The sequence below is a fragment of the Novosphingobium sp. ST904 genome (assembly GCF_001298105.1).
Lineage (GTDB): Bacteria > Pseudomonadota > Alphaproteobacteria > Sphingomonadales > Sphingomonadaceae > Novosphingobium.
The window spans coordinates 1-25,127 of record NZ_LGJH01000128.1; the positions used below are offsets into that span (position 1 = coordinate 1).

Below are 25,127 nucleotides of genomic sequence, written 5' to 3' on the forward strand. Positions count from 1 at the left end.
GCAACTCAACGAACGGCCAAGGAAAACGCTCGAATACCAAACACCCGCAGAGCGCTTTCAAGCCTGTGTTGCCGCCACCCGTTGAACCCACCCCCCATTCCTGACATAAAGGCCATCTTCCGCAGTTCCTGATAGCTGCCGGTCGGTCGCCACGGGGTGTGTCCACGTCGCCTAGCCGTGAATGCGCTCCAGCAGGCTGATCAGGGTCTCGACTTCGGCTTCGGAGAACCGCCGCTTCAGCCAGGCCTCGTGCGCGCGTACGGCCTGGCGGGCCTGCTCCAGCATCTCGGCACCGGCGGGCTGGAGGTGCAGCGCCAGCTTGCGCCGGTCCCCCGGAATGGGTTCGCGCCGCAGCAGGTCGCGCGCGGCGAGGCGGTTGATGATCTCCGTCGTCGTCGCCCGGTCCATCTGGAGGTGCTGCGAGAGATCGGTCTGCGAAAGACCCGGCCAGTCAGCCACCAGCCAGAGCACCGAGACCTGCTTCTGGGTCAGGCCGAGTTCGGAAAAGGTTTCGGTAAAGTGCCGATAGACCGCGCCATGCGCCAGCCGGATATGGAATCCCAGGACCGAATCGAGGTCGCCACGACCCACTTCGGCAACCGCGATCGCGGCGTCTGCGCTGTCTCTGTTCTTGCCCACGGGCGCGATGCTAGCCGCGTTCCCGGTCCGCGCCAAGCGGATTGCGGGCGGAAGTCTGTCTCCTCGCGATATTGTTCGTGGCACGAACATTTCGCTTGTCCGCACCTGCCCCCAGCGTTACTTTTCATGGACGCACGCGGCAGCGCCGTGGCGGGACAATGGGAGATTCGTGATGGCCGGCAACCTTGAACAGGTTCTGCAAAAGGCAGGAAATACCGTGGAAATGCTGCGGAATTCGCAGCTTGGCGCCTATGTCTATCCGGTCGTGGCGCCGGAATTCTCGAACTGGCGCTCGGAACAATGGGCCTGGCAGCACGGCGCCGTCCTGTTCGACCAGTCGCACCACATGGTGAACCTCTACATTCGCGGCAAGGACGCGATGAAGCTACTGTCCGATACGATGATCAACTCGCCCAAGGGGTGGGAGGTCAACAAGGCGAAGCAGTACGTGCCCACCACGCCCTATGGCCACGTCATCGGTGACGGCATCATCTTCTGGCAGGCGCCGGAGGAGTTCTGCTACGTCGGCCGTGCGCCCGCCTCGAACTGGCTGCGCTATCAGGCGGAGCAGGGCTACGACGTCCAACTCGAACTCGACGACCGTTCGCCGATGCGGCCGATGGGCAAGCCGGTCACGCGTTCGGTCTGGCGTTTCCAGATCCAGGGACCGAAGGCCTGGGACGTGATCGAGAAGCTGAACGGCGGCCCGCTGGAGAAGCTGCGCTTCTTCAACATGAGCACCATGAACATCGCCGGAAAGACTATCCGCACCTTGCGCCACGGCATGTCCGGCGCGCCGGGCCTCGAAATCTGGGGCCCTTACGAAGAGCAGGAGGAAGTGCGCGCCGCGATCCTGGAAGCGGGCAAGGAATTCGGCCTGATCGCTTGCGGCAGCCGAGCCTATCCTTCCAACACGCTGGAATCCGGCTGGATTCCCTCGCCGCTTCCGGCCATCTACACGGGCGAAAAGCTCAAGGGATTCCGCGAATGGCTGGGCGCTGACAGCTACGAGGCGACCGGCTCGATCGGCGGCAGCTTCGTGTCGGACAACATCGAGGACTATTACCTCAACCCCTGGGAACTGGGCTATGGGCCGTTCGTGAAGTTCGACCATGACTTCCACGGCCGCGAAGCGCTGGAAGCGCTCGATCCGGCAAGGCAGCGCAAGAAGGTGACGCTGGCCTGGCACCCGGAGGACATGGCGAAGATCATGGCCTCGCTGTTCGATCCGGACGGCGAGCAGTACAAGTTCTTCGACGTGCCGCTGGCGAACTATGCCTCGTCCAACTACGACCGCGTGACCGACGCGGATGGTCGCACCATCGGCCTCTCGATGTTCACCGGCTATTCCTACAACGAGAAGCAGGCGCTTTCGCTTGCCACGGTCGAGCCCGACGTGCCGGTCGGCAGCGAAGTGCGCGTGGTCTGGGGTGAGGAGAACGGCGGCACCCGCAAGTCCACGGTAGAGCCGCACAAGCAGCTTTCGGTGCGCGCGATCGTCTCGCCGGTGCCCTATTCGCGCGTGGCCCGCGAAACCTATCAGGATGGCTGGCGCACCCAGCGCGCCGACGCCTGATCCCGAAAAGGCGGCCGGGCCCTTCCAGCCCGGCCGTTCTTTCAGAACCAGTAAGCGATCGCGCGCATCTCGATCGAGGCGCGGGGTGGGGTTTCCGGCGGGGTCAGCGGGTTGTCGAATGCGACGTGCGGGACGCAGTTGGCGCGGGCGGGGTCGGTGTCGTGGGTCTTGAACACGATGACTTCGCGGGGCGTCATGTCGCTGAACCAGCACCAGCGGTGCCCCGGCGAATGGGCGAGCACCAGTCCTTCGAAGGACCACACATCCACGCCGTCGCGGTCGAAGATGGCGTCTGCGGGCAGCAGGTCTCCGGGGGCGAGGCTGCGCGCGTCGCACAGGGCCAGCGGCACGTCCTGCGGCGAGCCGGAGGTGGCGCGCCAGATGTTGTAATGTGCCGACCGGCGCGGCGCCGCGTTTCCTTCCGGCAGCGAGCGGGCGGAAAAGGCGCGCGCGGTCTCTCCCGAGATATCGACATGGGCAAAGCGCGCCGGGCGTGAATTGTCGAGCCGGCCGGAAAGGTTGGAGCGTTCCGCGAATCGGCGCACGCCCGCGCGGTCACCACCACCAGGTCGGCGCCTGTCAGGCCGGTCAGCAAGTCCACGATTTCCTGCGGATGATGCGCTTTCACCTCTTCGTCGCAGGCGAAATCGGCGATCGAACTAACATGTGAAACAATTTGGAACCCTTCCGAATCCAGGGTGGGTTTTGTGTTCCTCAGATCACTTAGCGACATGCGCCGCGGTGCGAGAACGATGGTGTCGCGTGACGAGTCGTTGGCGCGGTAGGCCATGCGATGGCCGGTTCTCGCGACATAGGCAATTTCTGCATCCATCCCTGTTTTCCACCTTTTACGTGGTTAAGAAATGGCCAAAATCGGCCCTTCGGTGATTTTGCCATGGTCTTGTCGAAGGGCCTCGATCGGCCGCGATCCGGCAATTTCGATATCAGACACGACAACCCTCTTGCCATCCCAATATTGTATGCCATACAAACAACATATCGCCGGTAAGGGCGGTCAGGAAGCGCAAGGCACGAACAAAGTGTCGGCGCTGGTTCGGGAGAGGGACCAAGATGCACATCACCAAGACGGCACGCCTGCGGCGCGCTCTTCTTCTTTCGGTTTCATGCGGCGCGGCCCTTGCAGGCGCACCGGCCCTGGCGGAGGAAAAGGCCGCGGCGCAGGATGAGGCAGGGGCGCCGCCACAGGCCGGTGAGCAGGCCGATGACGCCCGGACGCCGACGATGCCCGAGATCATCGTCACCGCGCAGTTTCGCGCACAGAAGCTTCAGGACACTCCGCTGTCGATCACCGCGGTGGACGCCGCGCTGCTCGAAGCGCGCAACCAGACCGACGTTTCGCAGATCGCCGCACAGGCGCCGAACGTGCAGCTTACGGAAATGGGCGGCGCCTTCGGTTCATCGATGGCGGTCTATGTGCGCGGAATCGGCCAGTACGACTTCAACCCCGCCTACGAGCCGGGCGTGGGCATGTACGTGGACGATGTCTACTATGCCACGCTGACCGGCAACATCATGGACCTGCTCGATCTGGAGCGCGTGGAAATCCTGCGCGGGCCGCAGGGCACGCTGACCGGGCGCAACTCGATCGGCGGCGCCATCAAGATGTTCTCGGCCCGGCCCACGGCCGACGATTCCGGCAAGTTCGACGTCGTCTACGGCGCACGCCAGCGCGTGGACCTGCGCGGCAGCGTGAACTTCGGGCTGACCGACACGCTGTTCGCCCGCGTTGCCGGGGTCTACAAGCACCAGGACGGCTACGTCGACCAGATCGACTACGGCTGCGCCAATCCGGACAATGCGCTGGGCATTGCCGGCAATCCCTCCACCCCGGACAACTGCGTCGTCGACAAGCTTGGCGAGCGTAACTACGGCGGCCTGCGCGGCTCCTTGCGGTTCAACCCGAGTGACAGTTTCGACTGGACCGTGACCGGCGACTACACTTACGAAAAGCGCACCGCCGCGGCAGGCGTGCTGACCCAGAACGACACCACCAAGACCGACGGGGTGGACTTCGTCTGCGGCCGGTTCTGCACCTATGCAAGCTGGTATCTGCCCGAGGGCGGACAGGCGGCGCAGGCATATTACATGCCCAATACCGTGAAGTTCACCGGCTGGGGCGTGTCGAGCGACATGTCGATCGACCTCAATGACGATCTCAACGTCAAGTCGATCACCGCCTACCGCGAATATCGCCAGATGTACGGTACGGACGACGACTATACGCCCAACCCGAACATCGGCGGCGGCGGCTTCAATGACCTGACCTTCCGGTTCTTCAGCCAGGAGCTGCGCCTGAACGCGAAGTTCGGCGATTTTGCCGACCTGACCGTGGGCGGCTACTACAGCGACCAGAAGTCGGTCTACTTCACCCGCCAGGACATCCGCTACATCGGCCACGGCAACCCCGTGCTGTTCCTGCAGTTCCAGGGTGACGACCCGATCCGGGCGAACAGCAAGGCGGTGTTCGGCACCGTGATCCTGCATCCCACGCCCGACCTCAACGTGACCGGCGGCATCCGCTACACCAAGGAGCACAAGGACTACACCTTCGTGCGCAAGGCCTGGAACGGCGGCCCGCTCACCGATATCTTCGGCGTCGGCGCGCTGGACGGGACGGTGGCGAACTACGACGGTGATCGCGTGGACTACCGCATCTCGGTGGACTACCGCTTCAGCCCGCAGACGCTGGCCTATGCAACGGTCAGCACCGGCTTCAAGGGCGGCGGCGTGACGGCGCGCCCCTTCACCCAGGCGCAGGCGGTCAACGGCACGTTCACGCCCGAGACGCTTACCGCTTATGAAATCGGCGTAAAGAACGACCTGTTCGGGCGGCGGCTGCGCCTCAATCTTGCGGCGTTCTACAACGATTACAAGAACATCCAGCTTCCGCTGGCGGACTGCGCGATCCTTGACGGGTTCGAGCCGGGCACCGATCCCTATCCTTGCGCGGCGATCGGCAATGCCGGTGACGGCAAGATGTACGGCGCTGAACTGGAACTTGGCGCCAACCCGTTCGACGGGCTGGACATCGACGCCTCGCTGAGCTGGATCGATGGAGAATGGAAGCGCATCGGCCCGCAGGTGGGCAATTCGATCCGCATCGGCGATCCGATCACCACGCCCAACTGGCGCGGCAGCTTCGGCATCCAGTACCGCGCCGACCTTGGCAAGAACGGCTCGATCACGCCGCGCTTCGACCTTGCCTATACCGGCAAGCAGAGCCTCGGCCGCCTGCCGGGCAGCGCGACGCTGGACTACAACCCTTCGCGCGTGATCGGCAATGCCCGCCTCACCTGGCGCAACGAGGATGACGACCTGTCGATCTCGTTCGAAGTGCAGAACCTGTTCGACAAGTACTACCTCCTGCCGATCCGCTTCGCGGCGCTCTATGCCTCTGCGGGAACCACTTATTCGAACGTGGGCCGCCCGCGCGAATGGGCGGTGAGCGTGCAGAAGAAGTTCTGACGGGGGAGTGGCGGGGCCGGTCGCCGGAAGAGGGCGACCGGCCCCGTCCCTTCGCAATGAAAACAGTGCAAGGGAGACGGGCCGGATGGCAGGCGTGACACTTTACCACTGGGAGCCCAATGCCAATTCGGGCAAGCCCATGCTGGCCTTGATGGAGAAGGGCGTCCCCTTCGACAGCCACTACATCGACATGCTGCAGTTCGATCAGCATCGGCCGGAATATCTCGCGATCAATCCGCAAGGCACGATCCCGGCGATGACACACGGTTCGCGCGTGCTGGTGGAAAGCACCGCGATCATGGAATACGTCAACGAGGCGTTCGCCGGGCCCGCGCTGATGCCGCAAGGCGCGCAGGATCGCTGGCGGGTGCGCTGGTGGATGAAGTTCATGGACCAGTGGCTGGCGCCCAGCTTTTCCATGATCGGATGGAGCGTTTTCGTCGGCCCGATGGTGCGCCGGCGCGATCCGGCCGAACTGGAAGCCGCGATCGAGCGTATTCCCCTGCCGGAACGGCGGGTCTCGTGGCGGAAAGCGATCCACGGCACGTTCTCGGAGGCGGAAATGGCGGAAAGCCAGCGCCGCGTCGCGCTGGGCATCGAACTGCTGGAGGCGGAACTGGGCAAGCGGGAATGGCTGGCGAGCGACACTTACAGCCTGGCCGACATCAACGGCTTCAACCTTGCCTATGCGATCCCCCTGTCGCAGCCGACACTTTCCAATGACGAAAAGACGCCGAACCTGCTGCGCTGGCTGCGCGCGGTCTATGCCCGCCCGGCGGTGAAGCAGTGCTGGGCGCTGGGGCGGACCGACATGGTCAAGCGGGTGGCCATTCTCGAACAGGAGCGGATCTGATGGCGATAGTGCTCTATCACGGCGCGGCGAACGGTCCTTCGCTGGCGGTGCTTGCGGCTCTGGCGGAATCGGGGGTGGCAGTGGAACGCCGCCCGATCGACCTGCTCGCGGGGGAACGCCATGACCTGCCCGGCGTCGACGAGCCGCTTGCGCGCGACATGGGGATCGAGGGCGAAGGCCCGGTGCTGCTGGTGGACGGGGAGGCCATGACCGAGTCCGTGTTCCTTGCCCAGTTCTTCGACGAGCTTTCGGATGTGTCCTCGCTCCAGCCCGCCGATCCTTTTGCGCATTGGGAAATGATGATGTGGTGCCGCCAGATCACCGAGCGCCTGTCTCCGGCGGCGGCGCTGCTGGGTAATCTCGCGTTCTCGCGCGGGCGGCTGGCGGCGATGGCGGATGCCGATTTCGGCGCCATGGCGGACCGCATCGTCAGCGCCGACTTGCGCGCGCGCTGGGAAGTCCTGCGTGACGGCGCGTCGATCCGGCACAAGTGGAGGACAGCCGCGCCAAGGTGTCGCAGGCGGTGGAACGCTGCGAGGGCAAGCTGGCGGATGGCCGCGAATGGCTGATGGGCGCCTTGACCATTGCCGATTTCGAGACGTTCGCCTGGCTCGCCGGGATGGAGCAGATCGTGCCCGAGGCTTTCGCCGACAAGCCGCTGACCGCCGCCTGGCTGTCGCGCGTTCGTGCCCGTCCCAGTGTTACGGCGGCGCTGGCGGATGCGGGCGGTGATTCCACCCGCTTCTGGGCGCCGGGGCCGGAGATCAATCGCTGGGGGTGAAGCAGGCCCCCGAAAATCTCGCAGTTGCACAAGCCGGTCCGAAACGAGGCCGGGAAACGGGAAGAGTGAGAGAATGGTTGCGAAGCGTTCGAAGGTCTGGCTCGCGGTATCGGCGGGGGCATGTCTGGTGCTGGCGGGGTGCGGCAGCGGCGGGGCGGAAGGCCCCGCCGCCGCGACCGCGCGGACCGGCGACGTTACCGGCGCCCTGATCGTCAAGGCGCCGGACAGCGAGTGGCTCTCCTATGGGCGCACTTACGACGAACAGCGTTTCTCGCCGCTTTCCGACATCAACCGGGATAATGTGAAGAGCCTTGGCCTCGCCTGGTTTTCCGATCTCGATACCGCGCGCGGGCAGGAATCGACGCCGCTGGTGATAGACGGCAGGATCTACATCACCACCGCCTGGTCCAAGGTAAGGGCCTACGATGCCGCCACCGGCAAGGAACTGTGGGCCTACGATCCCGAAGTCCCGGGCGACAGCGGGGTGAAGGGGTGCTGCGATGTCGTGAACCGGGGGCTCGGCGCCTGGGGGGACAAGCTCTATCTCGGCACGTTCGACGGCCGCCTGATCGCGCTTGACCGCGATAGCGGCAAGCCGGTGTGGAGCAAGGTCACGGTGGACCAGTCCAAGCCCTATACCATCACCGGCGCGCCGCGGGTGATCGATGGCAAGGTGATCGTGGGCAACGGCGGCGCCGAGATGGGCGTGCGCGGCTATATCACCGCCTACGACGCGGAGACCGGCAAGCAGCTCTGGCGGTTCTACACTGTGCCCGACGCGCCGGGCAGGAATGCCGAGCCCTATCTGAAGGCTGCCGAGAAGACCTGGTACGGAGAATACTGGAAGCAGGGCGGCGGCGGCACCGTGTGGGATTCGATGGCCTACGATCCCGAACTGGACCTGCTCTATATCGGCGTGGGCAATGGCAGCCCCTGGAACCAGGGCATCCGTTCGCAGGGCAAGGGGGACAACCTCTACCTCTCGTCCATCGTGGCGATCCGGCCGAAGACCGGGGAATATGTCTGGCACTTCCAGACCACGCCGGGCGAAACCTGGGACTTCACGGCCACCCAGCACATCATGCTGGCCGATCTCCAGATCGGCGGCAAGACCCGCAAGGTGCTGATGCAGGCGCCCAAGAACGGGTTCTTCTACGTGATCGACCGAAAGACCGGCGAATTCATCTCCGGCAAGAACTTCGTGCCGGTGAACTGGGCTTCCGGGCTCGATCCCCGGACCGGGCGGCCGATCGAGAATCCCGAGGCACGCTATTACAGGACCGGCAAACCGTGGGTCGGATCGCCCGGCGCGGGCGGGGCGCATTCGTGGCATCCGATGGCATGGGATCCGAAGGAGAAGCTGGTCTTCATCCCGGCGCAGATCGCCGCCTTCCCCTATTTCCCGGACAGGAACTGGAAGCACCAGGCCAAGGGCTTCAATACCGGCGTGGACATGGCGGCGGCCTCGATGCCCGCCGATGCGAAAATTCGCGAGGCGGCGGCGAAGGCCACCAAGGGCGTGCTGATCGCCTGGGACCCGGTGGCGCAGAAGGAGCGCTGGCGCGTGACCTTCCCCAGCGCCAACAACGGCGGATTGCTGGCGACCGGCGGCGGGCTGGTGTTCCAGGGCAACATGACGAGCGAGATGGCCGCCTATGCCACCGATACGGGCGCGAAGCTGTGGTCCTGGCCGGTGCAGACCGGGGTGGTCGCGCCGCCGATCACTTACAAGGTGGGCGGCACGCAGTACGTGGCGGTGGTGGCCGGCTGGGGCGGCATCTGGGCGCTGGCGCCGGGCGGGGTGATATCGCAATCCGGTGGTCCGGTGCACAATATCAGCCGGTTGCTGGTCTTCAGGCTGGGCGGCACGGCCACGCTGCCGCCCGCGCCGAAGCTGGAGGAACTGCCGCTCGATCCGCCCGCTTTCACCGGCACGCCGGAGCAGGTGGCGGCCGGTTCCTATCGCTATGGTCGCTATTGCGGCACCTGCCACGGGGATGCGGCGGTGGGCGGCGGATTGCTGCCGGACCTGCGCCGCTCGGCCCTTGTCGGCGACAAGGCCGCATTCCAGACGGTGGTGCATGACGGGGCGCTGAAGAGCAACGGCATGGTCGGCTGGTCCGACGTGATGTCGGCCGAAGAGATCGAGGCGATCCGCCAATACGTGATCCACCGCGCCAACGAGGACAAGGCGCTGGAGAAAGCGGGCGGCAAGTGATCGACATCGCCGGGCTGGCGGGCATCGATGTTCACGTCCACGCGGAAGTCTCGTGCCACGATCCGGAGGACCCGGTCATGGCGCAGTTCTTCGATGCCGCCTCCGCCTATTTCAAGGCTCCGCGCGAACGGCCGAAGATGCCGGAGATCGCCGAGATCTACCGCGCGCAGAACATCGCCTTCTGCCTCTTCACCGTGGATGCCGAAAGCGGCATGGGGGCCAGGCGCGTGTCGAACTACGAAGTGGCGGAATTCGCCGCCGCCCATGCCGATATCTGCATCCCCTTCGCCTCGATAGACCCGCGCAAGGGCAGGCTGGGCGCGCGGGAGGCGCGCGACCTGATCGAGAACCACGGCGTGCGCGGCTTCAAGTTCCACCATATCGTGCAGGACTGCCACCCCGCAGATCGTGTGGGCTATCCGATCTACGAGGTGATCGCCGGCCATGGCCTGCCCGCGATCTTCCATACCGGCCATTCCGGCATGGGCACCGGGATGCGCGGCGGCGGCGGGCTGCGGCTCAAGTACGGGCGGCCCATGCTGGTGGACGACGTGGCGGTCGATTTTCCGGACATGAAGATCATCCTGGCTCATCCGAGCTGGCCGTGGGTGGATGAAAGCCTCTCGATGGCGCTTCACAAGGAGAACGTCTTCATCGACCTTTCCGGCTGGAGCCCACGTTATTTCCCGCCGCAGATCGTGCGCTATGCCAATGGCCAGCTGGCGGGGAAGATGATGTTCGGTTCCGACTTCCCGCTGATCGGCCGGAAAATGGAATCGAGGCGGCGCGCGGCATCGGTTTCAGGGATGACGTGATGCCCGGCATCATGAAGGGCAATGCCGCAAGGGTGCTGGGGCTGGCGTGAAAGGGATCGGGATGGATTTCACGGATCGCCACGTCGTCATCACCGGCGCATCCAGCGGCATCGGCCGGGCCACGGCGGAGCATGTCGCGGCGCTGGGCGGGCGGGTCACGCTGCTGGCGCGGCGGGCGGACCGGCTGGCGGAACTGGCCGCGAGTCTGGGTGCGGATGCCCGCTGGCAGGCTGTGGACGTGGCCAACGGTCCTGCGCTTGACGCCGCGCTCGATGCGGCGATCGCAGGGGGAGGGCCGATCGACGGCCTGTTCCTCAATGCCGGAACCGGGGGCACTTTCGCGCCGGTGGAAGACTATGCGGAAGCGGATTTCGCGCAGGTCATGGCCGTGAACCTCACTGCGCCGTTTCGGGCTGTCGCCCGGGCATTGCGGGCCATGAAGGCGCGGCGGCGCGGGGCGATACTGGTGACCGGCAGCCTCGCCAGCGAGCGTGGCATGGCGAACAACGTCGCCTATGTCGCGTCCAAGCACGCGGTCCTGGGGCTGGCGCGCGCCGTCGCGCTGGAGGCGGCGCCTTTCGGGGTGCGCTGCAATTGCGTGGTGCCGGGGTTCATCGAGACGGAAATGTTCGCCGCGCTTCCGGGCGAGGCGCTGGAAGCGCTTGCCGGCAAGGTGCCGCAGGGACGAACCGGCAGCGCAGAGGAACTGGCGGCGGTGGCGGCGTTCCTGCTTTCGGACGCGGCCTCGCATGTCACCGGGCAGAGCATCGCGGTGGACGGCGGGGTGCTGGGAACGTTGAGGGTGTGATCGTCGCGATCAGCCGGGGCGACGAACAATTTCTGGCTCAATCGTCGAAGAAATTCAGTTCCAGCAGCACTCCGTCCGGGTCATGCACGAAGATCTGCCGCAGCCCGATCGAGTGGATCACGTTGCTTTCGTACCGCAGCCCGCGATCCTCGATCCGGTCGCGGATTTCCTCGAAGCCTTCGCAGCGCAGGGCGATGTGATGCAGCGCGCCGGTGGGGCCGCCGAACATCTCGCGGTCCATGGCGCGCGGTGCGTCGCGGCTGTTGAGGTGGAGGATCGGCCGCTCGTCGTTGTCGTAGATCCAGCGCGCGGTCTGGCGGGTGAGCGGCGGCGGCGGGGCGTAGCTCTCCAGCGAGAGCACTTCGCGGTAGAACGCCTCGCTGCGATCGAGATCGGCGACCACCACGTTGTAATGGTCAAGCGCGACGACGCGGGCGCGGACGCGCGTGTCGAAGGCCATGAAAGGGCTGTTCATGCCGCCTGCTCCTCTTTCTTCTCGCCGCCGGGAACGCCGTGAGCAACGCGCCGTCCGTAGTCGGGATCGTCCTCCGGCCGGGCCAGCGAACCCATGACGCGGGCGTGGATGTCCTCCAGCGTGCCGCGGAATTCGGCATAGGGCAGGATATAGAGCCGGTTCTCGCGCACGCCGTCGAGGACATGGGCGGCAAGCGTTTCGGGCTCCATGCCCACTTCGATCACTTTCTTGAGATGGCCGAACATTTCCGGCCCGGCCTGATAGTAGCCGGTATCGGAAAGGTGGGCGGGGCGGGTCAGCAGGGCCTCGTGGATATTGGTGTTCACCGCGCCCGGGCACAGCAGCGAGACGCCGATGCCGGTGCCTTCGAGGTCGAGCGCCAGCGACTCGGTCAGCCCGCGCACCGCCATCTTGGTGGTGCAGTAGATGCCGGTGCCCTTGAGCGCCACGAAGGCGGACATCGATGCGGTGTTGACGATGTGCCCGCCGTTTCCGCGTTCGATCATGCGCGGCAGGAAAGTGCGCACGCCGTTGATGACGCCGCGCAGGTTGACGTCGATCTGCCAGTCCCAGTCATCGAAGGTGGCGTCCTGGATGGCGCCGAAGTGAGAGACGCCGGCGGTGTTGAACAGCAGTTCCACCGGACCCAGCCGGGCCTCCACCGCATCGGCGGCGCGGCGATATGCCTCGCGGTCGGTAATGTCGAGATGGACGGCATGACCTGCGCGCCGGTGCCGGCGAAGAAGGCCACGGCCTCGTCGAGATGGTCCTGCCGGATGTCGGCGATGGCGACCTTGCAGCCCGCCTTCGCGAAGACCTTGGCCTGGCCGAGCGCGACGCCCGAGCCGCCGCCGGTGATGAATGCCGTGCGTCCTGCCACTTCTGTCATCTTGTCTCTCCCTCGATAGCGATTTTTCGCTCTTGTCTACGCGTAGGCGTGGTTCTCCAGTCCGAGCAGGTCGCGCGTTTCGCCCGCGCTCGACACTTCGGCGCCCATGCGCTCGATCAGTTCGACGGCCCAGTTGACGTGGGCGGCGTTGTCGGGCGCCATGCGGCCCTTGCGCAGGAAGATCGTATCCTCGAACCCGACGCGGACATGGCCGCCCAGCAGGACGGACTGCGCCGCCATCGGATAGGAATGGCGGCTCACGCCGAAGCCGGTGAACGCCGCGCCGCGCGGGATCTGGTTGGCGGAATAGAGCATCGCCTCGGGCGTGGCCGGAAGGCCGTACTTGGTGCCCAGAACGAAGGAGAACGGCACGTTCTTCGGGATCGCGCCCTTGGCCATGAGATCGTCCGCGAAGACGAAATCGCCCGCCTCGAAGCATTCGATTTCCGGCAGCACGCCCGCTTCCTGGATCATGTGACCCATGCGGGTGATCATCGGATCGAGGTTGATGGCAACCCCGCCCCAGAGTTGCATCGTGCAGATGTCGAGCGTGCACATGTCGGGCCTGAGGTCGAGGATGTGCTCCAGCCGGCGCTCGGCAGTGAACATCAGCGTGCCTTCGCCGCAGACCGAGGGGTCCTCGTCGCTCTGCATCCAGGTGCAGCCCGGCCCGGTGGTGACGTTGAGGATGACCTCGCGGTTCTTTTCCCGAATCAGGCCCACCACCTCGCGGTAGTCCTCCAGCGCCTGCGAAGGCTCGCCGGTCTGGCCGTCGCGGACGTGGACGTGGATGATCGAGGCACCGGCCGCGGCCGCCGCCAGCGCTTCCGCCGCGACGTGATCCGGGCGGAACGGGAAGTTGGGATGGCTGGGCATCGGCGAACTGCCAGTCACCGCGCAAGTAATGTAGACTTTCTGCGCCAATCTCGCTCTCCTCGCCTTGTGTCTTTTCTTGATATGGGCGAGATCGCAAATTCGAAGTGGTCGGAACAGGCCAGCACATATCCTATCACGTCAGGTAACTGGTTCAGGGCGTGACCGGAGGGAGATAGAGCACCGATGTCGCATCGTGAGGAGCTTTCGCTTTTTCTGAAATCTGCGCGCGGACGGCTGATGCCCAGCGAAGTGGGCCTGCCCAATGGCGAGCGCCGACGCGCCAAGGGCCTGCGCCGCGAGGAAGTCGCCGCGCTCGCGGGGATGAGCGTCACCTGGTACACCTGGTTCGAGCAGGGGCGCGAAATCCAGCTCTCCGCCCCGATGATCGAGCGGCTGGGGCGCACCTTGCGGCTTTCCGATACCGAGCGGGAATATCTCTTCGCGCTGGCGCAGCACCGCCCGCCGCCGCTGGTCTCCCGGCTGGACGAGGATATCCGCCCCGGCACGCAGCACTTGCTGGACAGCCTCTCGATCCCGGCGCTGGTGATCGTCGAGGACTGGACGGTGGTGGGCTGGAACCGGCTCGTCTCGGTGGCTTTCCGCGATTACGCACCGCTCGCGCGGAGCGAGCGGAACCTGTTCAAGATCCTCATGCTCAACGAGCGCTATCAGGGCGATCCCGAATTCTTCCGCGAAATGGGCCAGCGCCTGACCGCGCGCTTCAAGTGGGATTACAGCCAGACCGCGCAGCCCGAGATATTCGACGAGATCATCGCCGAACTCACCGAACGTTCGGCGCTGTTCCGCGAAAGCTGGGCGCGCAGCGAGATCCGTTCCCATTTCGAGGGGATCAATTCCAGCTTCTTCCCCGAGATCGGCGAAATCTGGTTCCGCCATACCTCCTACGCCATCGAGGAAGTGCCCAGCCAGCGCCTGATCGTATTCGCGCCCAACGAGGAACGCGATGCCATGCTGCTGGAGCGGCTGCGCGCGCTCAGGCCGGAGCTTGGCCCTCTCGAAGCGGCCGTGCGGTGATGCGCGCGCCCGCTTCGGCGCAGCCGGGCGAACAGGGGAACCGCGCCCATGCCGATCAGGGCAAGTGCCACCAGGGCCAGGCGATAGGGTCCTTCCGTGCTGTCCGGCGTGAATATCCGCAGGTTCAGGAACAAGGCTCCCAGCGAGATGCCGATGGCGGCCGAAAGTGCGTTGCCGATGCTGTTGAGCACGATGGCGCCGGGCAGTTCCTCCTGCGCCACGTCCGCGAAGGCGAGCGAGACCATGCCGGTGAAGGGCACGGACCGCGCCATGCCAACCAGAAGCATCGCGGCGGCCATCAGCCATGGCGACATCTGCGCCGTGAAGGCGGCGATGGCCGCGAGCGAGGCCATCATCATCGCGGTGCCCGCCGAAAGCGCCATGCGAAAGCCGCTCGCCCGGATCACGCGGCCCACCACCGGCTTGAGCGCGAGATCGCCGAGGTTGTTGGCCAGCAGCAGGAGCCCGGCAAGTCCGGGGGACATGCCGAACGCGAGCTGGAAATAGAGCGGCAGGACCAGCGCCTGGCCCATGTGGGGGATGCGCATCAACATGCCCGCACCGAACGCGATCGAGCGGAAGGTCGTGTGGCGCAGGGCGGTGAGCGGCACCAGTCCGTCCGGCCTTGCGCGCAGATAGCGGAAGGCGAGCAGCGCCGCGGCGCTGCCGCAGGCGATCATCGCGGCGGGAAGCAATGCCGCGCCGGGATGGGCGCCGAGCCGGTCGAAGCCGTAGATCAGCAGGGCCAGCGCTATCGCGACCAGCGCGAAGCCCAGCGGGTCGAACGGGGCGGGCCGGGGCGCGATGCGGGGGATCAGCTTGCGGGTCAGCAGCGCGCCGATCAGGGTGAGCGGCAGGTTGATGAGGAAGATCGACTGCCAGCCGAGCGTTTCGGTCAGCAGCCCGCCCAGCGGCGGGCCGATGACCGGGGCGATCAGGGCGGGCGTGGTGCTGATCGCCAGCATTTCCACCAGCCGGTGCTTGGGCGTGACCCGCAGCAGCACGAGGTTGCCCACCGGCGTCATCAGGCTGGAGCAGAGCGCCTGCAGCGCGCGGGCCGCCACGAAGAACGCCAGACCCGTGCTCAGCGAACAGAGCAGCGAGGCGAGGCCGAAACCCAGCACCGAGCCGGTCAGCACCCGGCGCGGGCCAAGGCGCTGGGCCGCCCAGCTGCTGAGCGGCAGGAACGCGGTGGAAACCAGCAGGTAGGCGGTGATGCCTATGCCCATTCCGCTGGGCGCCACGCCGAAATCGCGCGCCATGTCGGGCAGGGCGGTGGCGATCACCGTCGCTTCGAGGATCGAGAGGAACATCACGAAGGCGACCATCATGGCCACCGCGCGCGGATCGCCGATGTCTCGGCCGGAACTTCGGTCATCGCGGCTTTTCGAAGTAGGCGATGGCGCGGAATTCGTAGCTTTCACGCACGTGTGCATCCGGGCGGCTGGTGTCGTGGAAGGCGGTGTGCGGCGCGCGCCAGGCGCGGTCGTGGTCGCTGTCGTGGAACTTGATGAAGATCACTTCGTCCCGCGTCATGTCCGGGAAATACCACCAGCGATGGCCGGGGCTGTGCCGGAAGATCGTGGCGGCAACCATGTCCTCCTCGCCCTCTATCGGGGCGTAGAGCGCATCGCCTTGCGGGATCTCGTCCACGTCCACCTTGACGTTGGCCACGCTGTCCTCGTCTCCCACCGACGGCCCTTCGCAAAGCGCCAGCGGCCAGTCCTGCGGCGGAGGGGAGAACGTGCGCCACAGGCTGAAGGCGATGAAACGGTCATATCCCGGCCCGTCCGGGCGGCCTTTTTCGTAAAGGGCGGCGGCGATCTTGTGGGCCGAGCGCGAGTTGAAGTCGACATGGGCCTCGGCGGCGGGCGGCTGGTAGCCTTCGCCCGCGATGATCGGCGAGCGCAGCTGCCCGCCCATGCAGAACACGTAGTCGCACCCGGTCAGGGCCCTGGCGGCACGGGCCACTTCCTCGGGATAGGCGGCGAGCTGCCGCGGGTCGGCAAAGTCCTGCACGGCGGTTTCATGGCGGGAAATGCAGAAGCCGTGCTCATCGAGCGTGAACGGACGCTCGGCCAGCCGGGCGTTGCGGATCGTTACCGGATAGGGCTGGTAGACGCCGGTGTTGAACTCCTTGCCCGGCGCCCAGAAGCGCCGGTTGATGCGCGAGGAGGGCAGCAGGTAATCTATCGTGGTCTCTACTTGCGCGCCGGGGCGGCTGCGCGTGGCTGAATCGGTCATGCTCTCTCTCCCAAGGATGCCGCCCGGCTTTGCGCCGGTGCGGGCAGGCAAGGTGCTCAGCGCAGGAAGCGGTTCCTGACGGCTTCGGGTACGCGCGCGGACTGGAGGCCGCCGGGCCGGTCCGGCGCGGGCACGGTCCAGACGCGCTTCTCGGTGCCTTCCACGCAAATCCGCTCCCCCAGCCGGATGCGGTGGGCGATGGTGAAGCTGCTGTTTCCGAACTCCGGCGCGTCGGCCTCGATGGTCACGACGTCGCCGTAGCTCGCCGGAAAGCCGAAGCGGGCGGACAGGTCCACCAGCGGAAAGCCGGCGACGCCCAGCTCGGCTAGCATGTCGCGCTTTCGGGGCAGTCCGGCCGCTTCGAACAGCAGGACCGTGCTTTCGGCGAACATGTCGATGAAACGGGGGGCGAAGACGATCCCGGCCGGATCGCACTGGCCCCATTCGATGCGATGCTCGCGCGTGAGGAAGGGCGCCATCGTCAGGCCAGGATGTTCTTGCCCTGCCGGGTCGTCTTCTCGGCCATTTCCTCGGCGGATGGCGGCTGGGGCAGCATGAGGCCGCGCTGCACCGCGGGGCGCGCGCCGACGGTGCCGAACCAGCGCCGGAGATGCGGCAGGCCCTCCATGTCGATGCAGGCCCAGTCATGCCCGCGAACCCACGGGAAGCAGGCGATATCGGCGATCGAATAGTCCCCGGCGAGGTATTCGCTCTGCGCCAGCCGCGCGTCCATCACTTCGAACAGGCGGCGGCTTTCGCGCGTGTAGCGGTCTATCACGGCGGGCAGCTTCTCCTCGAAGTAGCGGTTGAACACCGTGGCCTGCCCCATCATCGGGCCGAGCCCGGACATCTGCCACATGACCCACTGGATCACGCGGCTGCGCCCGGCCACGTCGGCAGGCAGGAAGCGGCCGAATTTTTCGGCGAGGTAAATCAGGATCGCACCGGATTCGAACACCGCAAAGCCGCCATTTTCGGTCTCCACATCGTGGTCGATCAAAGTCGGGATGCGGCCGTTGGGGTTGAGGCGGACATACCAGTCCTCCTTCTGCTCCCGATCGGTGAGCGAGATCGCGCGCAGCCTGTAAGGCACGCCGAGCTCCTCCAGCATGATCGTGGTCTTCCAGCCGTTGGGCGTTTCCGAAGTCAGCAGTTCGAGCAAGCGTCTCTCCCGGGTGTTCGCCGCGCGATTCGGCGCGCCTTGCGCAGGGAAGAGAGCAGAGAGCGGCGCGCGCGACCAGAAGAGCACAAACAGTATCACTGGCAGTGACAGGCTGGCCCGCCTCAACCAGTTGGCGATTCTAATAGTATTGATGCTGGGCTTCCACGCGCCGCATTCCCAACGCAGTCTGCCTTCCAGATCCGCAAGGACGAACGGAGAGGGACTGCCGATACATGTTGACGCTCTACAGCTTTGGCCCTGCGGCCAATTCGCTCAAGCCGCTGCTCGCGCTCTATGAAAAGGGGCTGGAATTCACCCCGCGCTTCGTCGATCCCACGCGGTTCGAGCATCACGAGGACTGGTTCAAGAAGATCAATCCGCGCGGACAGGTGCCCGCGCTTGACCATGACGGCCACATCATCACCGAATCGACGGTGATCTGCGAATACCTCGAAGATGCCTTCCCCGATGCGCCCAAGTTGCGCCCGACCGACCCTGTGCAGATCGCCGAGATGCGCGTGTGGACCAAGTGGGTGGACGAATATTTCTGCTGGTGCGTCTCCACGCTGGGGTGGGAGCGCGGCATCGGGCCGATGGCCCGCGCGCTTTCGGACGAGGAGTTCGAGGCCAAGGTCGCCCGCATCCCGATCCCCGAGCAGCGCACCAAGTGGCGCACCGCCCGTGCCGGCTTCCCCAGGGACGTGCTGGAAGAGGAAATGCGCAAGATCCGCGTCTCGGTGGACCGTGTCGAGAAGCGGCTTTCCGAAAGCACCTGGCTGGTGGGCGAGCAATTCACGCTGGCCGACGTGTGCAACTTCGCCATCGCCAACGGCATGCAGAACAGCTTCGCGGATATCGTGAACCGCGAGGCGACGCCGCATCTGGTGGGCTGGATCGATCGCATCAACGACCGCCCCGGCTGCCAGAAGATGTTCGCCAATTCGAAAAGCGAATTCGGCGATCGCGGCCGCAAGGTCACGGTCTGAAGGGGAGAAGGGCGATGGCCAGGGACAACCGCATCACGCTCTACGATCTGCAGCTCGCTTCGGGCTGCACGATCAGTCCCTTCGTGTGGCGCACCAGGTATGCGCTGGCACACAAGGGTTTCGACGTGGACCTCGTGCCCGGCGGCTTCACCGGCATCGCCGAGCGGACCGGCGGGCGCAGCGAACGCGTGCCGGTGATCGTCGATGACGGCGAATGGGTGCTCGATAGCTGGAAGATCGCGGAATATCTCGACGAGAAATACCCCGACCGCCCCATGCTGTTCGAGGGACCTTCGATGAAGGAACTGACCAGGTTCCTCGACGCCTGGCTCTGGACGACGGCGATCGGGCCGTGGTTCTCGTGCTATATCCTCGATTACCACGACCTGTCGCTGCCGCAGGACCACGCCTATGTCCGGCACTCGCGCGAGACGATGTTCCTTGGCGGGCGCAAGCTGGAGGACGTGCAGGCCGGGCGCGAGGACCGGCTGCCGCTGGTGCCGCCCACGCTCGAACCCTTCCGCAAGCTGCTGCGCGATACGCCGTGGCTGGGCGGGGAAAAGCCCAACTTCGCCGATTATACGGCGCTGGCGGTGTTCCTCTGGACGGCCTCTGTCGCCACCACCCCGCCGCTTACCGGGGACGATCCCCTGCGCGACTGGCTGGACCGGGGCTTCGACTTCTTCGGCGGGCTAGGCCGTCATCCCGCCATGCACACGCTGTTCGGGCTCCGGCTGCGGCCGGGCGACCCGGAACCCTTCGAATCCGGCGGCGCGGGGATAGAGGTGGCGCCGGTCAATCGCGGCGCCGCGCCGCAGGTCGAACCCGCCGATTGAACGGAGCACAGGCTATGGCATGGCATGACGAGCCGCCGGGCGGCGCCTTGCGGATGTACCACATACCGGGCTGCCCCTTTTCCGAACGGGTCGAGCTGCTGCTGGATCTCAAGGGGCTGTCTGGGCTCATGGCCGATCACGAGATCGACATTTCGCTGGCCCGGCCCGACTGGCTTCTGGCCAAGACGCGGGGAACCACCGCGCTACCGGCGCTGGAACTGGAAAACGGCGAGACGCTGAAGGAGAGCATGGTCATCATGCGCTACTTCGAGGATCGCTTTCCCGAAGTGCCGGTGGCGCGGGCCGATCCCTTCGAACATGCAGTGGAGGCGATGCTTTGCGCCACGGACGGGCAGTTCACCGGCGCGGGTTACCGGATGATCCTCAACCGGGATGCGGCCAAGCGCGAAGAGCACCGGGCCGAAGTCGATGCGCAATATGCCCGCCTCGACGACTTCCTGCGGCACTATGCACCTGACGGGAACTATCTGTTCGACCGGTTCGGCTGGGCGGAAGTTGCCTTCGCGCCGATGTTCAAGCGGCTGTGGTTCCTCGAATACTACGAGGCCTACGAAGTGCCGCAGCACCTTTCGCGCGTGCTGCGCTGGCGCGAGGCGTGCCTTTCGCACCCGGTCGTGCAGCGCCACCACGGGCACCGCGAACTGATGACGCTCTATTACGACTATGCGCAGGGCGGCGGGAACGGGCGCCTGCCGGAAGGCCGCGCGGTGTCGAGCTTCACGCTTGATCCCGCCTGGAACACGCGCCCGATGCCCCCGCGCGACAAGTGGGGACCTCCGGCGACCGACGCCGAACTCGGGCTCATCGCGGCCTGACCATCATCGACGAGAACAACCCTCCAACGGGAGCAGGATCATGAAGAGCTATCCGCAGAACTATATCGACGGCCGCTGGACCGACAGCCGGGGCGGCCGCCGTCATTCGGTGGTCAACCCGGCTACCGAGGGGCAGGCGAGCGAGATCGTGCTGGGCACCGCGGCCGACGTGGACCTTGCCGTGGAAGCCGCGCGGCGGGCGTTTGAGACGTTCTCGCAGACCGGCAAGCAGGAACGCATGGCGCTGATCGGGAAAGTGATCGAAGCCTACAAGGCCCGCATTCCCGACATTGCGGAGGCTATCGCCACCGAAATGGGCTGCCCGATCTCCACGGCCTCGACCGCGCAGGCGGGATCGGGCGTGGCCCATCTCGGACAGGCGCTGGCTTCGCTCGATGCCTTCGAATTCTCCGAGAAGATCGGCGACAATACGGTGCTGCGCGAGCCGATCGGCGTCGTCGCGCTCATCACGCCGTGGAACTGGCCGATGAACCAGATCGTCGCCAAAGTGGGGCCGTGCCTTGCCGCCGGTTGCACGATGATCCTCAAGCCGAGCGAGGAAGCACCCAGTTCCGCCGCGATCTTCGCCGAAGTGATGGAGGCCGCAGGCGTTCCGGCGGGAGTGTTCAACCTCGTGCAGGGTGACGGCGCGGAAGTGGGCACCGCGCTGGCGCGGCATCCTGGGATCGACATGATCTCCTTCACCGGCTCCACCCGCGCCGGGATCATGGTGGCCAAGAACGCCGCCGATACCGTGAAGCGGGTGTCGCAGGAACTGGGCGGCAAGTCGCCTAACATCATCCTCGAAGGCACGCCGCTGGACGTGGCGCTTCCCGGCGGCGTGGGCGGGGTGCTGCTCAACTCCGGCCAGAGCTGCGTGGCGCCTACGCGCATGCTGGTCCACCGTTCGCAGCATGCCGATGCGGCCGAGAAGGTGGGCGAGATGTTCGCCGCCAAGCCGGTTGGCGATCCGCTCAGCGAAGGGCCGCACATCGGCCCGGTGGTGAACAAGACGCAGTACGAGAAGATCCAGGGCCTGATCCAGAAGGGCATCGAAGAAGGCGCGACACTGGTGACCGGCGGGCTCGGGCGGCCCGACGGGCTGGACAAGGGCTATTACGTCAAGCCCACCGTCTTCGCCGACGTGACGCCCGACATGACCATCGCGCAGGAGGAAATCTTCGGCCCGGTGCTGGTCATCATGCCTTATGACGATGAAGCCGACGCGGTGCGCATCGCCAATGACACGCCTTACGGCCTTGGCGCCTATATCGCGGGCGATCCGGCGCGGGCGGGCAAGCTGGTGGGCAAGCTGCGCGCGGGCGCGGTCTTCGTGAATTCCGGGGGCCTTGCTTTCGACATGCCGTTCGGCGGTTACAAGCAGTCCGGCAATGGCCGCGAATTCGGCAAGTTCGGGATCGAGGAGTTCCTCGAGGTCAAGTCGGTCATCGGCCAGTACCAGCCGGTCGAGGCGTGACGAAGGGGGGCCGGTATCTCCCGGCCCCATATGCCCGCCCCGCAATGGTCGGACGGGGGCGCAGGGCGGATGGATCAGGTCAGATCGGCGATCGACACGGTTCGTCCGCCCGCCGCCGCGCGGTTTCCCTCGCGGCGCAGGCGTTCGATCTCCAGACGGGCCGCGGGGGCCGGTTCGTCGGGCAGGGCCGCCAGCGAGGCCTCGTAAATCTCGCGAAAATCCTCGGCATATTCGGGGTGGGAGAAGATCAGGGGGGCATTCTCCTCGATCCCGCGCAGGGCCTTCTCGCCCACTTCGAGCGGGTCCATGCCGAGGTCGAAGGCAGCGCCGAACTGCGTCAGCGCCGCGCGGTCAAGCTCGCCGAAGCCGCTTTCGCCGAATGTCTCGGGGCGGCGGAAGGCGCTGTCCCAGGCGTTGGTGCGGGTAAGGCCGGGGCAGAGCAGCGATACGCCGATGCCCTGCGGGGCAAGGTTGTAGCGCAAGGATTCGGTAAGGCCGCGCACCGCGAACTTGCTGGCGGTGTAGATGCCGGCCTGCGGACCGGAGAGATAGGCGGCCATGGATGCGACATTGACGACATGGCTTCCCGGCCCGGTCCGTTTCAGCAGAGGAAGCAACGCGACAAGTCCGTTTACTACACCTCCGAAGTTCACGCCCATGATCCAGTCGTAATCGGCATGGCTGGCTTCGTCGGTCGGGCCGAACACGGAGACGCCGGCATTGTTCACCAGCACGTCGAGCCGGCCGAAGGTCGCCTCGATTTCCCTGGCGACTTCGGCGAAGCGGGCACGGTCGGTCACGTCCAGTTTCAGGAAAATCGGCGTTTCCCTGCCATTTTCCGCGAACCATCGCTCCGCTTCTGCGCGGTAGTCCTCATTGCGGTAGCTTAGCGCAAGCCGGAAACCCGCGTTCGACAAGGCCCGGGCGATTCCGAAGCCCAGGCCCGAAACCCCTCCTGTCACGAAGGCCACGCGTTTGCTGTTTTTCATGACAATCCTCTCGGCAAGACGAATTTATTCGTTAGTGTAGCAAATCAATAATCGAGGAGAGATCGAGATGCCAGAGCCTGATTCGAACCTGCCTCCCGCCCATCTCGAAGCCCGTCTCGATGCGCTGGAGCACCGGGTGGGCGAACTGGAGGATGTGAATGCCATTCGCCGCCTGCACTGGGCCTATGGCTATTACATCGATTTCAACCTGCCGGATCAGGTTGCCGAACTCTTTGCCGAGGACGGCGTGGTCGTGTTCCTGTCGGGCGAGTACGTCGGCCATGCAGGGGTGAAGCGCCTTTACGGCGACTGGATCCAGCAGCGCTTCACCGGCGGAAAGCCGGGGCCGGTGAACGGGTTGCTGCTCGATCATTTCCAGATGCAGGACGTGATCACCGTCGCGCCCGATCGCCAGACCGCCAAGGGGCGCTTTCGCGGCATGCTGTTCGGCGGCTGGCACGACGATTTCCAGGACACGCGCGAGGAGATCATGCCGCAGCAGTTCATGGAAGCCGGCATCTACGAGAACGATTACGTGCGCGAGGACGGCGTGTGGAAGATCAAGCGGCTGGACTACATGATGCAGTGGCAGGGCGATTATGAGCAAGGTTGGGCGCACACCACCTCGCATCTCCAGCCCGCCGCGCTGACGTTCCCCGAAGACCCGATCGGCCCCGATCGCCTGCTGCCGCAAAGCGCCCACCGGCCCACCTGGCCCTATCGCCACGACGTGCCGATGCATTTCGCCCATCCCCGGTTCGGCAATGTTCTGGCCGGTCAGGAAGTGGGCTGAAAATCCGCCAGGACAGCGGCGGGGAGAGCCGCTAGCCTCGCAAAAAAGACGATAAAAGAAAGGGAAAGCGTGCCGGCAACAGATCCGCGTGAGATCATCGAGCGTGCCCCGATGTCACGGGCGCAAGTGGCGACCGTGGCGATCATGGTCGGGCTCAATGCGCTTGACGGGTTCGATGTGCTGTCGATCAGCTTCGCCGCGCCCGGCATCGCGGCGGACTGGGGGATCGACCGGGTGGCGCTGGGGGTCGTGCTGTCGATGGAACTGATCGGCATGGCCATCGGTTCGGTGGTGCTCGGCAGCGTCGCGGACCGGGTCGGGCGGCGGCGCACGATCCTCGGCTGTCTCTGCGTCATGGCGCTGGGCATGGCGATGGCGACGCAGGCGACAGGCGTGGCGACGCTTTCGGTCTGGCGCGTGCTCACCGGGCTCGGCATCGGCGGGATGCTGGCGGCGATCAACGCGGTGACCGCGGAATTCGCCAATGCCCGTCGCCGCAACCTGGCGCTGGCGGTGATGGTGATCGGCTATCCGCTGGGCGCGGTGATCGGCGGGCTCGCTGCCGCCTGGCTGCTGACCCTGTTCGACTGGCACGCGATCTTCTGGTTCGGCTGCCTCGCGACGGCGGCGTTCATCCCGCTGGTGTGGTTCCTGGTGCCGGAGCCGGTGCAGTTCCTGCTGGTGCGGCGCGGTCCGGGCACGCTGGCGCGGGTCAATGCCGTGCTGGCCCGCTGCGGCCATCCTCCGGTTTCGGCGCTGCCGCCGTCCACCGTGGAGGAATCCGCCGCCTCCATCGCGGACATCCTGCGCCCCGGCCTGATCGGCACGACGCTGCTGGTCACATTTGCTTACTTCGCCCATGTCGTGAGCTTCTACTTCATCCTGAAATGGGTGCCGAAGATCGTTGTCGACATCGGCTTTCCTCCGCCCGAAGCGGCCGGTGTGCTGGTGTGGGCGAACCTTGGCGGGGCGATCGGCGGGGCGCTGTTCGGCGTGGCGGTGCAGCGATTGCCGCTGAAGGGCGCGACGGTGGCGGTGCTGCTTGGGTCGTCCGTGATGGTGGCGTTGTTCGGCGCGCTTGGCGTGAACACGCTGGCCGGGCTCTCCGCGCTCGCCTTCGCCTCGGGCCTGTTCACCAACAGCGCGGTGTCCGGGCTCTACACGATCTTCGCGCTGGCCTTCCCCACCATGTCCGGGCGACCGGCACCGGCTTTGCCATCGGCGTCGGGCGCGGCGGCGCGGCGCTGTCTCCCATCGTGGCAGGCATGCTCTTCGAGGCGGGCCTGCCGCTGGCCATGGTTTCCACGCTGATTGCCGGCGGCTCGTTCCTCGCGGCAATCGCCCTGTCCTGCC

24 protein-coding genes and 1 pseudogene are annotated in these 25,127 nt (G+C 65.8%); 15 read left to right on the plus strand and 10 right to left on the minus strand.

The features are described 5' to 3' along the window. Nucleotides 1–171: 171 nt before the first annotated feature. A complete protein-coding gene (locus ADT71_RS07510) occupies nucleotides 172–639 on the minus strand; it encodes a MarR family winged helix-turn-helix transcriptional regulator (protein ID WP_231635696.1) in 468 nt (155 codons plus the stop codon). 172 nt (nucleotides 640–811) lie between these two features. Between ADT71_RS07510 and ADT71_RS07515 the strand changes: the two genes are divergently transcribed. Beyond that, complete coding sequence (locus tag ADT71_RS07515) at nucleotides 812–2,215, plus strand: aminomethyltransferase family protein (RefSeq protein ID WP_082370212.1); 1,404 nt, start codon at nucleotides 812–814, stop codon at nucleotides 2,213–2,215. A gap of 41 nt (nucleotides 2,216–2,256) precedes the next feature. Here ADT71_RS07515 and ADT71_RS33205 read toward each other — a convergent pair whose 3' ends face one another. Further along, nucleotides 2,257–2,760: a CmcJ/NvfI family oxidoreductase gene (locus ADT71_RS33205; RefSeq protein WP_054436021.1), complete on the minus strand. Its 504-nt coding sequence runs from the start codon at nucleotides 2,758–2,760 to the stop codon at nucleotides 2,257–2,259. Nucleotides 2,761–3,286: 526 nt separating this feature from the next. On the opposite strand from ADT71_RS33205, the gene ADT71_RS07525 reads away from it, so the two are divergent. The 7 genes from ADT71_RS07525 (at nucleotide 3,287) to ADT71_RS07550 (ending at nucleotide 11,176) form a co-directional block, all read left to right on the plus strand. Next, complete coding sequence (locus ADT71_RS07525) at nucleotides 3,287–5,701, plus strand: TonB-dependent receptor (protein WP_054436022.1); 2,415 nt, start codon at nucleotides 3,287–3,289, stop codon at nucleotides 5,699–5,701. Nucleotides 5,702–5,786: 85 nt separating this feature from the next. Then, on the plus strand, nucleotides 5,787–6,554 hold the full coding sequence (locus ADT71_RS07530) for a glutathione S-transferase family protein (RefSeq protein ID WP_054436023.1): 768 nt from the start codon (nucleotides 5,787–5,789) through the stop codon (nucleotides 6,552–6,554). Continuing rightward, complete coding sequence (locus ADT71_RS07535) at nucleotides 6,554–7,123, plus strand: glutathione S-transferase family protein (RefSeq protein WP_231635697.1); 570 nt, start codon at nucleotides 6,554–6,556, stop codon at nucleotides 7,121–7,123. The genes ADT71_RS07530 and ADT71_RS07535 overlap by 1 nt, the downstream gene beginning before the upstream one ends. After that, the gene (locus ADT71_RS33210; RefSeq protein ID WP_231635698.1) at nucleotides 7,078–7,335 is read left to right on the plus strand and encodes a glutathione S-transferase family protein; all 258 of its coding nucleotides are present in this window, start codon (nucleotides 7,078–7,080) and stop codon (nucleotides 7,333–7,335) included. Before ADT71_RS07535 ends, ADT71_RS33210 begins: the two co-directional genes overlap by 46 nt. Before the next feature lie 73 nt (nucleotides 7,336–7,408). Then, nucleotides 7,409–9,553 carry a PQQ-dependent dehydrogenase, methanol/ethanol family gene (locus ADT71_RS07540; RefSeq protein WP_054436024.1) on the plus strand — a complete coding sequence of 715 codons (2,145 nt, stop codon included), beginning with the start codon at nucleotides 7,409–7,411 and terminating at the stop codon, nucleotides 9,551–9,553. After that, on the plus strand, nucleotides 9,550–10,368 hold the full coding sequence (locus ADT71_RS07545) for an amidohydrolase family protein (protein WP_231635699.1): 819 nt from the start codon (nucleotides 9,550–9,552) through the stop codon (nucleotides 10,366–10,368). Before ADT71_RS07540 ends, ADT71_RS07545 begins: the two co-directional genes overlap by 4 nt. Before the next feature lie 61 nt (nucleotides 10,369–10,429). Continuing rightward, on the plus strand, nucleotides 10,430–11,176 hold the full coding sequence (locus tag ADT71_RS07550) for an SDR family NAD(P)-dependent oxidoreductase (protein WP_054436025.1): 747 nt from the start codon (nucleotides 10,430–10,432) through the stop codon (nucleotides 11,174–11,176). A gap of 37 nt (nucleotides 11,177–11,213) precedes the next feature. Here the strand turns inward: ADT71_RS07550 and ADT71_RS07555 are convergent, their stop codons facing one another. From ADT71_RS07555 to ADT71_RS07570, 3 genes are read right to left on the minus strand one after another with little or no spacing between them, the layout of a single operon-like run. Continuing rightward, a complete protein-coding gene (locus tag ADT71_RS07555; protein ID WP_231635700.1) occupies nucleotides 11,214–11,651 on the minus strand; it encodes a VOC family protein in 438 nt (145 codons plus the stop codon). Beyond that, nucleotides 11,648–12,673, minus strand: coding sequence for an SDR family oxidoreductase (locus ADT71_RS07560; RefSeq protein WP_231635708.1), 1,026 nt, complete (start codon nucleotides 12,671–12,673; stop codon nucleotides 11,648–11,650). The genes ADT71_RS07555 and ADT71_RS07560 overlap by 4 nt, the downstream gene beginning before the upstream one ends. Further along, complete coding sequence (locus ADT71_RS07570) at nucleotides 12,577–13,464, minus strand: 3-keto-5-aminohexanoate cleavage protein (protein WP_082370213.1); 888 nt, start codon at nucleotides 13,462–13,464, stop codon at nucleotides 12,577–12,579. The genes ADT71_RS07560 and ADT71_RS07570 overlap by 97 nt, the downstream gene beginning before the upstream one ends. Nucleotides 13,465–13,653: 189 nt before the next feature. On the opposite strand from ADT71_RS07570, the gene ADT71_RS33215 reads away from it, so the two are divergent. Beyond that, complete coding sequence (locus tag ADT71_RS33215) at nucleotides 13,654–14,451, plus strand: helix-turn-helix transcriptional regulator (RefSeq protein ID WP_231635701.1); 798 nt, start codon at nucleotides 13,654–13,656, stop codon at nucleotides 14,449–14,451. Between the two features lie 47 nt (nucleotides 14,452–14,498). Here ADT71_RS33215 and ADT71_RS30170 read toward each other — a convergent pair. From ADT71_RS30170 to ADT71_RS07590, 4 genes and pseudogenes are all read right to left on the minus strand, one after another. Continuing rightward, nucleotides 14,499–15,887: pseudogene (locus ADT71_RS30170) on the minus strand (MFS transporter); the annotation flags it as partial. Beyond that, complete coding sequence (locus ADT71_RS07580; RefSeq protein ID WP_054436030.1) at nucleotides 15,826–16,695, minus strand: CmcJ/NvfI family oxidoreductase; 870 nt, start codon at nucleotides 16,693–16,695, stop codon at nucleotides 15,826–15,828. The gene ADT71_RS07580 and the pseudogene ADT71_RS30170, both read right to left, overlap by 62 nt. A gap of 56 nt (nucleotides 16,696–16,751) precedes the next feature. Then, on the minus strand, nucleotides 16,752–17,174 hold the full coding sequence (locus ADT71_RS07585; RefSeq protein WP_054436031.1) for a thioesterase family protein: 423 nt from the start codon (nucleotides 17,172–17,174) through the stop codon (nucleotides 16,752–16,754). A gap of 2 nt (nucleotides 17,175–17,176) precedes the next feature. Continuing rightward, the gene (locus tag ADT71_RS07590; RefSeq protein WP_054436032.1) at nucleotides 17,177–17,857 is read right to left on the minus strand and encodes a glutathione S-transferase family protein; all 681 of its coding nucleotides are present in this window, start codon (nucleotides 17,855–17,857) and stop codon (nucleotides 17,177–17,179) included. A gap of 233 nt (nucleotides 17,858–18,090) precedes the next feature. Here ADT71_RS07590 and ADT71_RS07595 point away from each other — a divergent pair, with 233 nt between their 5' ends. The 4 genes from ADT71_RS07595 to ADT71_RS07610 are packed head-to-tail and all read left to right on the plus strand — an operon-like array spanning nucleotide 18,091 to nucleotide 21,992. Next, entirely contained in the window at nucleotides 18,091–18,843 is a 753-nt protein-coding gene (locus ADT71_RS07595) for a glutathione S-transferase family protein (protein ID WP_054436033.1), read from the plus strand. Between the two features lie 14 nt (nucleotides 18,844–18,857). Continuing rightward, nucleotides 18,858–19,679, plus strand: a complete 822-nt coding sequence (locus tag ADT71_RS07600; RefSeq protein WP_054436034.1) for a beta-etherase — start codon at nucleotides 18,858–18,860, stop codon at nucleotides 19,677–19,679. Between the two features lie 14 nt (nucleotides 19,680–19,693). Beyond that, nucleotides 19,694–20,515: a glutathione S-transferase family protein gene (locus ADT71_RS07605; protein WP_231635702.1), complete on the plus strand. Its 822-nt coding sequence runs from the start codon at nucleotides 19,694–19,696 to the stop codon at nucleotides 20,513–20,515. Between the two features lie 40 nt (nucleotides 20,516–20,555). After that, nucleotides 20,556–21,992: an aldehyde dehydrogenase family protein gene (locus ADT71_RS07610; RefSeq protein ID WP_054436035.1), complete on the plus strand. Its 1,437-nt coding sequence runs from the start codon at nucleotides 20,556–20,558 to the stop codon at nucleotides 21,990–21,992. A 74-nt stretch (nucleotides 21,993–22,066) separates the two neighbouring features. On the opposite strand, the gene ADT71_RS07615 is transcribed toward ADT71_RS07610, so the two are convergent. Next, on the minus strand, nucleotides 22,067–22,981 hold the full coding sequence (locus ADT71_RS07615) for an SDR family oxidoreductase (protein ID WP_054436036.1): 915 nt from the start codon (nucleotides 22,979–22,981) through the stop codon (nucleotides 22,067–22,069). Nucleotides 22,982–23,048: 67 nt separating this feature from the next. Here ADT71_RS07615 and ADT71_RS07620 point away from each other — a divergent pair, with 67 nt between their 5' ends. Continuing rightward, the gene (locus tag ADT71_RS07620) at nucleotides 23,049–23,774 is read left to right on the plus strand and encodes a nuclear transport factor 2 family protein (RefSeq protein WP_054436037.1); all 726 of its coding nucleotides are present in this window, start codon (nucleotides 23,049–23,051) and stop codon (nucleotides 23,772–23,774) included. Between the two features lie 69 nt (nucleotides 23,775–23,843). Next, a complete protein-coding gene (locus tag ADT71_RS07625) occupies nucleotides 23,844–25,085 on the plus strand; it encodes an MFS transporter (protein ID WP_369818200.1) in 1,242 nt (413 codons plus the stop codon). The last annotated feature ends 42 nt before the right edge of the window (nucleotides 25,086–25,127 follow it).

Bases quoted from the DNA above. Each gene is read 5' to 3' on its own strand.
- ADT71_RS07515 (WP_082370212.1), top strand. From the start codon at position 812: ATGGCCGGCAACCTTGAACAGGTTCTGCAAAAGGCAGGAAATACCGTG.
- ADT71_RS07525 (WP_054436022.1), top strand. From the start codon at position 3,287: ATGCACATCACCAAGACGGCACGCCTGCGGCGCGCTCTTCTTCTTTCG.
- ADT71_RS07530 (WP_054436023.1), top strand. From the start codon at position 5,787: ATGGCAGGCGTGACACTTTACCACTGGGAGCCCAATGCCAATTCGGGC.
- ADT71_RS07535 (WP_231635697.1), top strand. From the start codon at position 6,554: ATGGCGATAGTGCTCTATCACGGCGCGGCGAACGGTCCTTCGCTGGCG.
- ADT71_RS07540 (WP_054436024.1), top strand. From the start codon at position 7,409: ATGGTTGCGAAGCGTTCGAAGGTCTGGCTCGCGGTATCGGCGGGGGCA.
- ADT71_RS07550 (WP_054436025.1), top strand. From the start codon at position 10,430: ATGGATTTCACGGATCGCCACGTCGTCATCACCGGCGCATCCAGCGGC.
- ADT71_RS07555 (WP_231635700.1), bottom strand. From the start codon at position 11,651: ATGAACAGCCCTTTCATGGCCTTCGACACGCGCGTCCGCGCCCGCGTC.
- ADT71_RS33215 (WP_231635701.1), top strand. From the start codon at position 13,654: ATGCCCAGCGAAGTGGGCCTGCCCAATGGCGAGCGCCGACGCGCCAAG.
- ADT71_RS07580 (WP_054436030.1), bottom strand. From the start codon at position 16,695: ATGACCGATTCAGCCACGCGCAGCCGCCCCGGCGCGCAAGTAGAGACC.
- ADT71_RS07585 (WP_054436031.1), bottom strand. From the start codon at position 17,174: ATGGCGCCCTTCCTCACGCGCGAGCATCGCATCGAATGGGGCCAGTGC.
- ADT71_RS07595 (WP_054436033.1), top strand. From the start codon at position 18,091: ATGTTGACGCTCTACAGCTTTGGCCCTGCGGCCAATTCGCTCAAGCCG.
- ADT71_RS07600 (WP_054436034.1), top strand. From the start codon at position 18,858: ATGGCCAGGGACAACCGCATCACGCTCTACGATCTGCAGCTCGCTTCG.
- ADT71_RS07605 (WP_231635702.1), top strand. From the start codon at position 19,694: ATGGCATGGCATGACGAGCCGCCGGGCGGCGCCTTGCGGATGTACCAC.
- ADT71_RS07610 (WP_054436035.1), top strand. From the start codon at position 20,556: ATGAAGAGCTATCCGCAGAACTATATCGACGGCCGCTGGACCGACAGC.
- ADT71_RS07615 (WP_054436036.1), bottom strand. From the start codon at position 22,981: ATGAAAAACAGCAAACGCGTGGCCTTCGTGACAGGAGGGGTTTCGGGC.
- ADT71_RS07620 (WP_054436037.1), top strand. From the start codon at position 23,049: ATGCCAGAGCCTGATTCGAACCTGCCTCCCGCCCATCTCGAAGCCCGT.